Origin of the sequence: Bifidobacterium scardovii JCM 12489 = DSM 13734 (genome assembly GCF_001042635.1) — a bacterium.
GTDB classification, from domain to species: domain Bacteria; phylum Actinomycetota; class Actinomycetes; order Actinomycetales; family Bifidobacteriaceae; genus Bifidobacterium; species Bifidobacterium scardovii.
In genome coordinates, this window is the sequence record NZ_AP012331.1 from 2,993,220 (window position 1) to 3,006,364 (window position 13,145).

Here is a 13,145-nt window from a genome sequence, read left to right on the forward strand (position 1 = left end):
TGCTGATCGCCTGCGCCGGTCCGCTACTCCTTGACCGAGCCCTCCGAGCTGTTCATGATCTGCTTCTGGAAGATGAAGAACAGCACGGCGACGGGGATGGTCATGACCACCGCGGCGGCGAGCTTGACCGGGTACTGGTTGCCGGCGGACAGCTGGCCGCTGGCAAGCGAGGCGACGCCCTTGGTCAGGGTGGTGAGCGCCGACGACTGGGTCGAGACGATGAAGTGCGACAGCTCGTTCCACGACCCCTGGAACGAGAGGATGGAGATCGTCACGATCGCGGGGCGCGCCATCGGCAGCACGATCGACCAGAAGATGCGGAAGGTGCCGGCGCGGTCGATCATCGCCTGCTCCTCCACGGAGCGCGGGATCGACTCGAAGAAGTTCTTCATGATGAACACGCCGGCCGCGTCGATGAGCAGCGGCAGGATCATGCCAGCGTAGCTGTCGTAGATGCCCAGGCTCTTGATGATGAGGAACTTGGGGATGAGCAGCACCACCATCGGCACGCTCATCACCGCCAGCAGCATGCTGAAGATGACGTTGCGGCCTCGGAAGTCGATGCGCGCGAGCGCATAGCCGGCCAGCGAGTCGAAGAACACGCGCCCGACGGTCACCACGATCGTCACGATGAACGAGTTCTTGAACCATACCGGGAAGTCCGAGTTCAGGAACAGCTTCTTGTAGGCGGCGGTCGTCCAGATCTCCGGCATCAGCGACACCGGGTTGGCGGTGGCGTCGGCGTCGGTCTTGAACGAGGTGGCGATCTGGATGACGAACGGCATGATGTAGACCAGCGCCAGCGCGATCAGGATGACGTACAGGATGATGCCGCTGTGGAGGATACGCTTGATCCCCGATTCGTTGCGGTTGGAATGCGGCGTGCCGGATATCGCGTTGCTCATGTCAGATTCCCCTTTCTGCTGCGTCGTCTGCTGTACCGCCTGCCGAGGCGGCCTCGGCCCGGGCCTGCGCCGGGCGCCCGACCCTGAGCGCCGCGAGCTCGTCGCGGTGCAGGGAGCGGGCCTCGGCCTTCATGGCCTCGTAGTCGGCGCGGCGACGGCGGGACATCTTCTTGTCCCTCATCACCCAGCGCTGGATCCACGTCATCACGATGATGATGACGAACAGGATGAAGGAGATGGCCGCGCCGCGCCCCCATTCCTGGCTGTTGAACGCCGCGCTGTACGACAGGTAGGCGGTGGTCAGCGTGGTCTTCGCCGGGCCGCCCTGCGTACCGGTGTAGATCTGGTCGAACACCTGCCAGGTGCCGATGATGCCCAGCGTGACGACGGTGAAGATCGTCGGCTTGAGCTGCGGCACGGTGACCTTCCACATGCGCTGCCACGGGGAGGCGCCGTCCATGATCGCCGCCTCCTCGGTGGCTTCGCCGATGCTCTGCAGCGCGGCGACGAACATGAGCATGAACGTGCCGGAGGTGGTGAAGACGACCATGAGGATGATGGCGAACATCGCCACCGACGGGCCGGACAGCCAGTCCCACGCGCTCACGCCGAGGAAGCTGTGCTCGGTGAGCGCCGCGGGGCCGTTCTTGACGCCCAACGCCGAAAGCAGGATGTGGACGATGCCGCGCGGGTCGTTGAACCAGTTCGGGCCGTTGACGCCGAACCACTTGAGCATCGCGTTGATGGGGCCGGCCGCGTTGAACAGGAACAGCCACAGCACGGTGATCGCCACCGAGCTGGTGACCGACGGGAAGTAGAACGCCGTGCGGAAGAAGCCGCGCGCCTTGAGGATCTTGCGGTTGAGCATCACGGCGAGCACGAGGGACAGCAGCGTCTGCAGCGGCACCACCAGCAGCGTGTACCACGCGTTGTTGCGCAGCGCCGTGCCGAAGTCGCTCTGGGCAAGACCCGGCGTGGTGAGCACGTCGGTGTAGTTCTTGAGCCCCACGAAGTCGACGTTCGCACCGAACGGAGTGCCGCGCCCGCTCCAGTTCGACACGCTCACCCACAGCGCCATGACGATCGGGATGAACATGAACACGCCGAGGATGAGGATCATCGGCAGGCAGAACAGCCAGCCGGAGACCTCCTGACCCTTGCGGTCGATGCGCTGGCGCTCGGTTTTCCTCGCACCGGTCCGGCGCGGTTCCGGCGCCTTCTGCGATGAGGACATGCTACGACTCCTTCGTTGTGATGCAGGCTATTCCATGGTGCGGCGGCCGGGAGCGCCGGCCGCCGCGATGGGGAGCGCGTTCCGGGCTGGCGCACGGGACGCGCGTTCAGCCGCGGAACGGCTGCGGATGCGCCGGTTTACTTGAGGATGGCCTCGAGGTTGGTCTGCGTCTTGTCGAGGATCGACTTGGCGTCGCCGCCCTTGAGCCCCTCGAGCTGCGCGTTGAGATCGGTGATCACGTCGGCGGCGCCCTTGGCGGTCGGCACGGTCACGGAGTAGTCCAGACCGTCCATGAAGGCGCCGAGGTCGGGGAACTCGCTCTTCCACTTGTCGGCGAGCGTCTTGGTGGCGGGCATGATGCCGAAGGCCTTCGCGAAGTCCATCACCACGTCGTCGCTGGTGAGGTACTCGACCAGGCTGACGGCGCCCTTCTGGTTCTTGCTGTCGGCGGCGATGCCCCAGCCGTTGGTGAAGTGCATGGTGCCCTTGCCGGCAGGGCCTTCGGGCAGCGGCACGACCTTGTACTTGACGTCCGGGTAGTCCTTGGACAGGCCGCCGGTGATCCAGTTGCCCTCGATGGTCATCGCGGCCTTCTTCGAGCCGAAGGCCTCGCCGCCCCAGCCGGTGCCGAGGTCGGACGCGTACTTGACGGTGCCGGTGTCGAGCAGGTCCTTGACCTCCTGCAGGCCGGCGACGCTCTTGTCGTCGTTGGCGATGGCCTTGGTGCCGTCGTCGCTGACCAGGCCGCCGCCCGCCTGCTTGAGGAAGACGCCGATGCGGGCGTACTCGCCGTTGAAGGCGAGGCCGACGTGGTCGCCGGAGGTGAGCTTCTTGGCCACAGTGGCCAGCTCGTCCCACGTGGTCGGGTAGTCGGCGTCGGTCAGGCCGGCCGCGGACCACATGTCGGTGTTGATGACCAGCTGCAGGGTGGAGACGTCCTTCGGGGCGGCGTAGAGCTTGCCGTCGTAGGTGAAGGTCTGCAGCAGGTTGTCGTAGAAATCGCTCTTGTTCTTCAGGTCCTCGCCGTACGCGAGCAGCGAGCCGTTGGATGCGTAGCCGGCGAGCTGCTCGGGCGCCAGGTAGAACACGTCGGCCGGATCGCCGCCGGCGAAGCCCTGGGACAGCTGCTGCGCCATGTCGTTGGCGACCTGCACGGTGGCCTTCTGGTTGTTCTTCGAGGCCCAGTCCGCCACGGCCTTCTTGACCGCCTCGGTCTCGATGTCGCCCGAGGAGCCGATCAGCACGGTCAGGCCCTTGGAGCTGTCGTCGGTCAGGCCGCCGGACTTGGCGTCCGAGGAGCTGTCGTCGAATCCGCTGCCGCCGCCGCAGCCGGCCAGCATGGTCAGCACGGCCAGGGAGGCCGCGGTCACTACAGTAAGCTTCCTTCTCATCATCGAGTTCCTTTCACAGCGTGTTCGCAGGGCTCCGCGCATGGTTCCACGCGATGGCGCACCTGATGTTGCCTGTATTTTTTAGATCGTTAAAATTTTCGCCATCGAGCAACCCAAACCACTAGTGGAGACTGTAATACCGGCGTTCTCAATGTCGATCGATCGGCAGTTCAACATCGAGGACCGCCGATCTAATTTTTACGTTCTAAAAAAGTAGTTATATAATAAACAGCAGAGTTCGCGGCTGTCAAATCAGGCGTGGGACTGGAACGTAACAATGGCGTTCGCACACCGCTCGCAGCGGCATGCCGGCACCGTCACGCGCCGGGCGTGTCGCACCGCAACGGCGGGCGCGATGGGCGCGGCCGGATCGGCCACCGCCGCGACGCCCCGTTCCGGCACGACGAACACACTCCAAGGAGGGCCCATGGTCAGTATCAAGGACGTTGCCCGAGACGCCGGCGTTTCGCCGCAGACCGTATCCAACTGCATCAACAACCCCGACATCGTCAAGCCGGCCACGCGCGAACTGGTCGCCGCATCGATCAAGCGGCTCAAATACACCCCCAACGCCTCCGCACGGCGGTTGCGCATGCAGCGCAGCAACACCATCGCCATCGGCATCGCGCCGACCAGCCGCTCGCAGGTCTACGACCGCCTGCTGCACGCGCTGGTCACCGAGGCCGACGCGCGCAACATCCGGGTCACGCTGTACAAAACGGACTCGCATCAGGACGAGATCCGCCAGTTCGCGGCGCTGAGCGCCCAGGGCGACGTCGACGCCTTCATCCTCACCGATACCGCGCACGGCGACCCGCGCATCAACTGGCTCAACGAGCACCGGCAGACCTTCGTGCTGTTCGGTCGCCCGTGGGGCCTGGACGACATGTACGACCCGAGCGTGCCGTGGGTCGACGTGGACGGCCGGCACGGCATCGCGGACATGGCCCAGTATCTGATCCTGCACGGCCGCAAGCACATCGGGTTCATCGGGTGGCCCGGGCTGTCGGGCACCGGCAACGACCGGCGCATGGGCTGGCAGGACGTCATGCTCGGCGCGAGGATGGCCACCGAGGACGAGCTGGACACGCTCAGCGACACCGCCGAGGACGAGATCTTCTCCGCGCAGATCGCCTGCACCCGGCTGCTGGAGCGGCGGCCGGACATCGACGCGATCATCTGCGTCAGCGACACGATCGCCACCGGAGCACGGCTGGCCCTGGCCGCGGGCAGCGGCGACGACGGGATCGCGGTCAGCGGATTCGACGACACGGCGACCGCGGAGTCGATGGGGCTGAACAGCATCGCCCAGCCGCTCACCGAAAGCGCCCGCGAGCTCATGCGCATCATCCAGGAGCGGCTCGACGCCGGTCCGGACCTGCAGAACGGGGTCGACGACTGCCACGTGCTGCTGCCGCCGAAGATCATCATCCGATGAGCCCGCACGCCACCGCCGCCCGGCACAGGCCGGCACCCGGCGCCGTGCCCGGCATCATTCCGACTACCCGACACATCCAACACAAGGAGCGCACATCATGAAGTACGGCACCATCGCCGGGGTCGACACCCCGGCATCACGCATCGTATTCGGCACGGCGTTCGGCCCGATGCTCAGCGGCGAAGGCGACCCGTCCGAGCTGCTCGACCACGCGGTCGAGGCCGGCATCAACACCTTCGACTGCGCGAAGGAGTACGGCCACGCGCAGGAGCAGCTTGGCCGCTGGCTGGAACGGCACGGAGACCGCGACCGGCTGGTGATCGAGACCAAGGGCTGCCATCCGGCGTGGGGCGAGGGTTGGGACCGCAGCCGTGTGACCAAGCGCGATCTGGACGACGACCTGGCGGAATCGCTGGACCAGCTGCGCACGCCGTACATCGACGTGTACCTGCTGCACCGCGACGACCCGGCCGTGCCGGCCGGCGAGATCGTCGAATGGCTGAACGAGCACCACCGCGCCGGCAAGATCCGCGCGTTCGGCGGGTCCAACTGGAGCCCGCAGCGTATCCAGGAGGCGAACGACTACGCGCATGAGCACGGTCTGGTGCCCTTCGCGGTGTCGTCGCCGAACTACAGCCTCGCCGTGCAGGAACGCAATCCATGGGTCGGGGTGAGCACCACGCTCGGCGGGCCCGATCATGCCGAGGACCGCGCGTGGTACCGGGCCAACCAGATGCCGGTGTTCGCGTTCTCCGTGCTGGGCCGCGGGTTCATGTCCGGCCTGGTCCACGCCGACGACCCCGATGAGGCGAAGGCCGTGCTGGACGGGGCCGCGCAGACCGGATTCCTCTCCCCCGGCAACTTCGAACGACTGCGCCGAGCGGAGATCCTCGCCGCGCGGCTCGGCGCCAGCGTGCCGCAGATCGCCATCGCCTGGGCGCTGAATCAGGGGCTGAATCTTTTCGCGCTGGTGTCCAGCTCGAGCAACGCCATCATCGACGGCAACGTCGCCGCGACGGATATCACGCTCACGGCGCAGGAATCCGCCTGGCTGGATCTGGAAGCGGACGAGCCGGCCTAGGCAGCCCTCCCCTTCTCGGGTCGGGCACGCCCGGACTGGACGCACCCGACCCGAAACCCGACACAAGACACGCGGAAAAATTTTGCGCGGTGAATTTGCATTTGACCACGGGTCGTATTAAAGTGACGTGAGTTGTCCTGCGGAGCAAGACAACATCCACGGGGCTGTAGCTCAGTTGGTAGAGCGCTTCGTTCGCATCGAAGAGGTCGTGGTTTCGATTACCATCAGCTCCACTTGGCTTCCTGCATTCATTCCACCGCGGGAAGCCATTTCTTTTTTTAATCCATGCTCGGCCGCGATTCCGCGGCTGCTCCTGAGATTCTTAGCACGCGAATCCGTGATATTGCGTGCTAAGAATCTCAGGAGCAGCCGGCGCAGCCAAGCCTTACAGCAACCCGATCAGGCCATGGTCACGGCCATCGCGCGCGAATGCCGGCACGGTATCCAGGCCGGCAGCCGCGACGACGGTCTGTCCGCCGGCGTACACGCTGCCGTCCCGCAAATCGGTCCACGTCGTCGACGCGTCCCCGGGCAGGTAGACGGCACGCGAGCGCGCCCCGGCCTCCACGACCGGCGCGACCAGGATATCCGGACCGTACAGATACTCGTCGGCGATATCGGCGACCCGCTCATCCTGAGCGAACTCGTAAAACAGGCCGCGCACCAAGGGCTGGCCGTTTTCGTGCGCCGCCGCGAACAGTTCGCGCGTGTACGGGCGCATCGCCTCGCGCACGCGAATGTACTTGCGGAACACCGCCTCGATCTGCGGCCCGTAGCTCCACGGCTCGTTGTCGGCGCCGGACGGCGAGCGGTGTTCGCCAGCCGCGGTCGTCACGGTTTCCTTGCCGGACGGCTCGTGCAGGCTGCGATCGCCGTGGTTGCGCATCACCGGCAGGAAGCAGGAGAACGCGCACCAGCGGGCGAGCAGTTCCTTGAAGGAATCCGAATCGATCACGCCGTCGTGGAACCCTCCCATATCGGTGGTGAACCACGGGATGCCGGCCATGCCCATATGGATCGCGCAGGTGATCTGCGAGCGCAGATCCGCGAAGGTCGACCCGACGTCGCCCGACCAGACGAGCGACCCGTAGCGCTGGGACCCGGCCCACGCGCATCGGGTGAGGTTGACGATCTCCCCTTCGGCCCCGGCCTCCAGCTGCCCTTCGTAGAACCCGCGGTTGTAGGCCTGCGGATACACGTTGCCGACGTTGAGGTCGCTGCCGAGGTGGTACCGGTAGTTGCGGAAATCATAGACGCCGTATTCGGGTTCGGCCTCGTCGAGCCAGAATGCGCGCACGCCCTTGTCCCAGTAGTTCTCGCGGCAACGATCCCACACGAACGCGCGGGCGCCCGGGTTGGTCGGGTCGTAGTTGACGCAGGGCTCTTCGAACATCATGTCGAGGTTGAGCCCGGCTTCCGTGCTGACCAGATAGTTGTTACGCTTCATTCCCACGAAATTCTCGGACGCGGTGGACACCTGCGGCCAGACCGACACCATGAGCTTGACGCCCACCGCGTCGAGTTCGGCGACCATCGCCTCTGGATCCGGCCAGAATTCGTCCTCGAACTTGTAGTCGCCAAGGTGGGGCCAGTGGAAGAAATCGATGACGATGAGATCGAGCGGGATCTCGCGGCGCTTGAACTCGCGCGCCACATCGAGCAGCTGCTCCTGGTTCCAGTAGCGCAGCTTGCACTGCCAGAAGCCCATGCCCCACTCGGGCATCGCCGGCGCATGCCCGGTCGCGTCGGCGTACTGGGCCTCGATCTGCGCATAGGTGCCGCCCGCGGTGACCCAATAGTCGATCTGATCGGTGGACTGCGCCGCCCACTCGGTACGGTTGCAGCCGAACGTGGCGCGCCCGATCGCCGGATTGTGCCACAGGAACCCGTAGCCCTTGGAGGAGACGACAAAAGGCACGGATGCCTGCGAGTTGCGGTGGGCCAGCTCGAAGGTGCAGCCCTTGAGGTCCAGCACATCCTGCTGGTACTCGCCCATGCCGTACAGCCGTTCCTTGGGATCGGCACTGAAACTCGCGGTGACGGCGAAGCTCTCGCCGGAGACCGGGGCGTAGTCCCGCGCTTTGAGCAGCAGCGACCCGCCCTGCGAATGCTCGCGGAACAGCAGTTCGCCCTTGGCGTTCCAGAAGCTCAGATCACAGCGGAAGGTCTCATACCCGGCGCTCAGCAACGGGGAATGGGTCGATTCCGCCTTGACGACGATCTCGCCGTTGGCCAGCGTGGCGGTACGCCCGTCCTCGCTGACCGTGACGGAAACCTCGCCGTCCGCCGGAGCCCCGCACGGCAGCAGCGCCCAATCGACCGGCTGGAAGGCGCGGTTGCGGGTGGCGCGCACGCGCACGCTGTTCGCGCCCCACGCCTCGATGCGCAGCGTCTCGCCGTCGCCGGTCCAGACCAGCGCATCACGTTCGATGGTGAATTCTATGGTCATGATAGTGATCCGTTTCCCATGTATTGACGTATGTGTTGATGTATATGGGCGTATCCGCGCGCGTTATACCGTCGAGCCACGCCGCCAAGCGCTCTGCCCGGCCTCGGGTCCGCAAGGCTCCGGCCGCCGGCGTCGACGATGCCGGCGGCCGGAAACGCGTTCGCCCCGGCGCTCCCTCAGCCCAGCAGCACGGTCCCGTCCCCGGCAGCGACGATGTCGCCGGTCGAGCCGAGTCGGGCTCGGAACGCGCGCCCGTCGGAGCTGGACACTTCGATGCCGGCCCCGGTACGGCGGGCGGTGAAGACGACGGACGATCCATCCGTCTCGCTGACCGTGGCGGACGCCGTTTCGATCGAGGCATCGTTGAGGAATACCGAAGCCACCGCGTCCTCGCCGTACACGCGATCCGGCTTGGACGCGCCCGGATTGGTGACGACGATGCTGCCGTCGCGCACCCACAGCGGGATGGAGTCGAAAGCATGCGTCTCGGTGCGCCACGAGCCTCCCTGCGCCACCTCGCCGGTCAGCCAGTTCGTCCACACGCCGTCCGGCAGATAGTACGACACCTCGCCGGAATAGGTGAACACGGGGGCGACCAACAGCGACGGGCCGAGCATATACTGCCGGTCGAGCGTATGACAGGCGAGGTCGTCGGGGAATTCGACGAACATCGAGCGCATCACCGGCGTGCCGTTGCGGTGCGGCTGCAGGCCCGTCTCGAACAGGTACGGCATGAGTTCGAGCTTGAGCCGGGTGAACTTGCGTGCCACGTCCACGGCGGTCTGGCCGGGGACCAATGCGACGCCGTTCCGCTCGTCCTCCTCGTCGAACAGCCACGGCACGCGGTACACGGTGGACCCGTGCAGGCGCGAGTGGGACCCGAGCAGGCCGAACGCCACCCAACGCTTGTATACGGCCGGATCCGGGCAGGCGCCCTCGAAGCCGCCGATGTCATGGCTCCAGAAGCCGAAACCGGAGGAGGTCAGCGACAGGCCGGCGCGCAGCGTCTGCGCCATGCCGTTGAAGGTGGATTCGCAGTCGCCGCCCCAGTGCACGGGCTGCTGCTGGCCGCCGACGGTCGCGGAACGCGCATACAGGCAGGCATTGCCCTTGCCGTACGTCTCCTCCACGGCCTCGAACACGGTCTGGTTGTACAGCTGAGTGTACCAGTTGTGCATCGAAAGCTTCGGGGATCCGTCGTGCCAGACCACGTCGCGCGGGATACGCTCGCCGAAATCGGTCTTGATGGCGTCGACGCCCTGGTTCAGCAGCGTCTTGACCTTGCCCTTGAACCACTCGCGGGCGTCCGGATTGGTGAAGTCCACCAATCCCATGCCGGCCTGCCAGAAATCGGTCTGCCAGACCTCGCCGTTGGGCTTGCGCACCAAGTACCCCTTGTCGCGGCCTTCCGCGAACATCTCGCCGCGCTGGCCGATGTACGGGTTGATCCATGCGCAGATGTGCAGGCCCTTGTCCTTGCGCAGCCGCTCGAGCGTGGATTCGATGTCGCCGAAGAAGCGCTTGTCCCATTCGAAATCGCACCAGTGGAACTCGCGCATCCAATAGCAGTCGTAGTGGAAGGCGCTCAGAGGAATGTCGCGCTCGGCCATGCCGTCGATGAACGAATTGATCGTGGCCTCATCGTACTTGGTGGTGAACGAGGTGGTCAGCCACAGGCCGTAGCTCCACGCCGGCACGTTGGCCGGTCGTCCGACGAGCGCGGTGTAGCGGTCGAGGATTTGCTTGGGCGTCGGGCCGTAGATCACGCAGAAGTCGATGGTCTCGCCGGGCACGGAGAACTGCACCGCCTCGGTGTTCTCGGATCCGACTTCGAACGAGACGTGGCCGCGGTTATTGACGAGCACGCCGTAGCCGTTGGAGGTCATGTAGAACGGGATGTCCTTGTACCCCTGCTCGGAGGCGGTGCCGCCATCCTCGTTCCAGATGTCGATGCTCTGGCCGTTCTTCACGTATGCGCCGAAGCGCTCGCCGAAGCCGTACACCTCCTCGCCGACGCCAAGTTGCAGTTGGATGGCGCTGAACACGTCGGATTCGTCGCGGGCGGAGCCGTCCATCGTCACGCCGAACTCGCCGACCGGCTGCGCGGTCACGTTGGACAGCGCGCTGAGCTTGAAGCGAGCCAGCGACTTGCCCGAGGACGCGGTAAGCGTCCGACCGGCCGCGTCGAGGAACGACAGGCTCCACGGCGAGCCCTTGACCACCTTGGCGGTCAGGCCACCGGTGGTCAGCATGACGTCGGCGCCGTTCTCGCCGACTTCGCCGTCGCCGTTGCCGTGCGCCGCGACGGTCACATAGTCGCGCCCGCCGGGCCGATCGGCGTTGAGGGGGAATCCCGGCTGTTCCGCGGCGCCCTGCCAGTGCCGGGCGACCACGCGGATCACACCTTCGGCCGGGGACGTGACGTCCACGTTGAACGTGGGCAGGTTCAGCGTATCGTACCGCCCACGCACCACGGAGGTGGTCGCGAGGACGTTCAGGCTTTCGTCGGTTTCGTTCGCGGTCAGTTCGTAGGCTTCGCGGGCGTACAGCGCGTCGACGCCGTCGCGGATCATCCAGTAACCGTTGGTGAACTTCATGGTGTATTGCTCCTTTAGGAAAAAAGGTTCCGGCAACCAGAAGGCAGGCGGCCGGAACCAGACTCATAGCGCGTATGCTTTGCCGGCTGACCATTGCAGCGCGGCTGCGCCTTCTTACTTCACCGCACCGGTGGTAATGCCATTCGACAAGGTCCGCTGGAAGAGAAGGAAGAAGATCAGGGTCGGCACAATGCTGATTAGCGAAGCCGAGGCCGTGGTAGTCACATCCATCAGTCGGTCTCCGGACAACGAAGCAATCGCGATGGGAACCGTTTGCGAGGAATTATCGATCAGGAAGGCCATAGGGATCATGTAGTCATTCCACGTCCATATGAAGAAGAACACCAACATGACCGCCAATGTAGGCTTGGAAATCGGGAACACGATATCTTTAAGGATCTTCCACCGGCTGGCTCCGTCAATAGTCGCCGCCTCAAGAATCGCTTTGGGGAACGTACCATACACGGACGATAGAAGGTAGGTGCCGAAGGCGCTTTGAATGACGGTGAATATGATGACGATGGCCCACGGATTGTTGTACATGCCGATGCCCTTGAACATGATGTACAGCGGGTACAGCAATGCTTCTTGCGGGAGCATGTTCGCCAGCATGATCAGCAGGATGATCCAACGACGTCCGCGGACACGGCCTATGCCCAGAGCAAAGGAATTGAACACGGACAACGCTACGGCAAGGACCGCGACCAAACCGGAAGTCCATACCGAGTTCCACACCTTTTCAGGGAAATTGACGCGAGTCCAGAACTTGGCAAAGCCATCGAGCGCCAACATAGTCGGCAAACTCAGTGGACCATTAGCATTGTAGTCAGCCGCGGTCTTGAACGCATTCAGGCACAGGACGATGAAGGGGAATATCATCACCAGGCCACCAGCGACAAGCAACGCAATGGCCACCCAGTCCCCGGCGGTACGGTTCTTCTTTACCTTGGCGATCCTCTTCAGTTCAGCCGCACTCATGGTGCTCATGTGCGATCACTCTCCATCCTCGGCTTCGACCTTCTGCTGAAGGTCGGTGAACACGACGGCGACAACGATGATGACGACGGTCAAGGCAGTGGCGATCGTGGCGCCGTAACCGACCTGCTGCACTTGGAAGAACTGAGTGTACGAATAATAGGAAGGCACAATGGTGCTGCTTCCCGGCCCGCCCTTGGTAAGCATGTAAACCGGAGCGAACACCTTCAATGCAGCAATGGTGCAAGTAAGCGCCACCACGAAGATCTCCGGCTTGATCGAAGGAAGCGTGATGGCCATAAAACGCTGCCACCAATTGGCTCCGTCAAGACCGGCCGCCTCATACAGCTCGGGATCGACCCGCTGCAGACCCGACATGAAAATGACCAAGGGATAGCCGACCTGAATCCATATCATGATCAGCATCAGGAATATCAGGGCCGTATCCGGTTTGCCCAGCCAATCATGCTGCAGGCCTCCCAAGCCAATGACATTCAATAACGAATTCAGCGCACCGTTTTCCGCGCGGAAAATCCAACCCATGACCAACGATGCAATGGCGATCGGCAGGAGCTGAGGGAAATAATAGATGGCTCGCATTGTAGCGGCGGCCTTGGCTCCGAATCGCTTTTGCACTACGTCAAAGATCAGGGAGGAAAGAATCAATCCCAACAGAATCGGGATCACCACCATGGCGACGATCATCCAAATTGAGTTTCGGAATGAGACCCAGAACGTATTGTCCTGAAACAGTCGAATCCAGTTTTTCAACCCTGCCCAAACCGGCGGCCTGATCCCCCGATAGTTGGTGAAACTGAGATAGATGTTCCAAATCCCCGGCACAATGATGATCCAGACGAGCATAGCCACGCCAGGAATCAAATACAACCAAAAGCGGCTCGAAGGACTACCTGGAATTCGCGATACCGCCCTTTCGGCGACACGCTTAGCTTTTCTTGCCTTTATGTTCATCAGACACTTCCAGACACTAAAACAATTTGCAAGGACGGGAACGAGGGGCATGCGAAGCCCGGGAACGGATCTTCGCACGCCGACGTTCACCGTGCAGAAAGGA

9 protein-coding genes and 1 tRNA gene are annotated in these 13,145 nt (G+C 63.9%); 3 read left to right on the plus strand and 7 right to left on the minus strand.

Going from position 1 to position 13,145, the window contains the following annotated elements; genetic code table 11:
• Positions 1-23 precede the first annotated feature (23 nt).
• The 3 genes from BBSC_RS12055 to BBSC_RS12065 all read right to left on the minus strand — a co-directional run bounded on the left by BBSC_RS12055 (position 24) and on the right by BBSC_RS12065 (position 3,533).
• A complete protein-coding gene (locus BBSC_RS12055) occupies positions 24-905 on the minus strand; it encodes a carbohydrate ABC transporter permease (protein WP_081893126.1) in 882 nt (293 codons plus the stop codon).
• 1 nt (position 906) lies between these two features.
• Positions 907-2,139 (minus strand): carbohydrate ABC transporter permease, encoded by a 1,233-nt coding sequence (locus BBSC_RS12060; protein WP_033518495.1) that lies wholly within the window; start codon positions 2,137-2,139, stop codon positions 907-909.
• 137 nt (positions 2,140-2,276) lie between these two features.
• Positions 2,277-3,533 (minus strand): sugar ABC transporter substrate-binding protein, encoded by a 1,257-nt coding sequence (locus BBSC_RS12065; RefSeq protein ID WP_231648983.1) that lies wholly within the window; start codon positions 3,531-3,533, stop codon positions 2,277-2,279.
• A 424-nt stretch (positions 3,534-3,957) separates the two neighbouring features.
• Between BBSC_RS12065 and BBSC_RS12070 the strand changes: the two genes are divergently transcribed.
• From BBSC_RS12070 to BBSC_RS12080, 3 genes are all read left to right on the plus strand, one after another.
• On the plus strand, positions 3,958-4,968 hold the full coding sequence (locus BBSC_RS12070; RefSeq protein ID WP_033518497.1) for a LacI family DNA-binding transcriptional regulator: 1,011 nt from the start codon (positions 3,958-3,960) through the stop codon (positions 4,966-4,968).
• A 97-nt stretch (positions 4,969-5,065) separates the two neighbouring features.
• A complete protein-coding gene (locus BBSC_RS12075; protein ID WP_033518498.1) occupies positions 5,066-6,049 on the plus strand; it encodes an aldo/keto reductase in 984 nt (327 codons plus the stop codon).
• 160 nt (positions 6,050-6,209) lie between these two features.
• Positions 6,210-6,282 (plus strand) — tRNA-Ala (locus BBSC_RS12080).
• A 152-nt stretch (positions 6,283-6,434) separates the two neighbouring features.
• Here BBSC_RS12080 and BBSC_RS12085 read toward each other — a convergent pair.
• From BBSC_RS12085 to BBSC_RS12100, 4 genes are all read right to left on the minus strand, one after another.
• On the minus strand, positions 6,435-8,498 hold the full coding sequence (locus BBSC_RS12085; protein ID WP_034535554.1) for a glycoside hydrolase family 31 protein: 2,064 nt from the start codon (positions 8,496-8,498) through the stop codon (positions 6,435-6,437).
• Positions 8,499-8,674: 176 nt separating this feature from the next.
• Entirely contained in the window at positions 8,675-11,095 is a 2,421-nt protein-coding gene (gene yicI / locus BBSC_RS12090; protein ID WP_033519110.1) for an alpha-xylosidase, read from the minus strand.
• Between the two features lie 114 nt (positions 11,096-11,209).
• Positions 11,210-12,082, minus strand: a complete 873-nt coding sequence (locus tag BBSC_RS12095; protein WP_046726036.1) for a carbohydrate ABC transporter permease — start codon at positions 12,080-12,082, stop codon at positions 11,210-11,212.
• 6 nt (positions 12,083-12,088) lie between these two features.
• Positions 12,089-13,042, minus strand: a complete 954-nt coding sequence (locus BBSC_RS12100) for a carbohydrate ABC transporter permease (RefSeq protein WP_046726037.1) — start codon at positions 13,040-13,042, stop codon at positions 12,089-12,091.
• Between the last annotated feature and the right edge of the window lie 103 nt (positions 13,043-13,145).

Bases quoted from the DNA above. Each gene is read 5' to 3' on its own strand.
- BBSC_RS12055 (WP_081893126.1), bottom strand. From the start codon at position 905: ATGAGCAACGCGATATCCGGCACGCCGCATTCCAACCGCAACGAATCG.
- BBSC_RS12060 (WP_033518495.1), bottom strand. From the start codon at position 2,139: ATGTCCTCATCGCAGAAGGCGCCGGAACCGCGCCGGACCGGTGCGAGG.
- BBSC_RS12065 (WP_231648983.1), bottom strand. From the start codon at position 3,533: ATGATGAGAAGGAAGCTTACTGTAGTGACCGCGGCCTCCCTGGCCGTG.
- BBSC_RS12070 (WP_033518497.1), top strand. From the start codon at position 3,958: ATGGTCAGTATCAAGGACGTTGCCCGAGACGCCGGCGTTTCGCCGCAG.
- BBSC_RS12075 (WP_033518498.1), top strand. From the start codon at position 5,066: ATGAAGTACGGCACCATCGCCGGGGTCGACACCCCGGCATCACGCATC.
- BBSC_RS12085 (WP_034535554.1), bottom strand. From the start codon at position 8,498: ATGACCATAGAATTCACCATCGAACGTGATGCGCTGGTCTGGACCGGC.
- yicI (WP_033519110.1), bottom strand. From the start codon at position 11,095: ATGAAGTTCACCAACGGTTACTGGATGATCCGCGACGGCGTCGACGCG.
- BBSC_RS12095 (WP_046726036.1), bottom strand. From the start codon at position 12,082: ATGAGCACCATGAGTGCGGCTGAACTGAAGAGGATCGCCAAGGTAAAG.
- BBSC_RS12100 (WP_046726037.1), bottom strand. From the start codon at position 13,042: ATGAACATAAAGGCAAGAAAAGCTAAGCGTGTCGCCGAAAGGGCGGTA.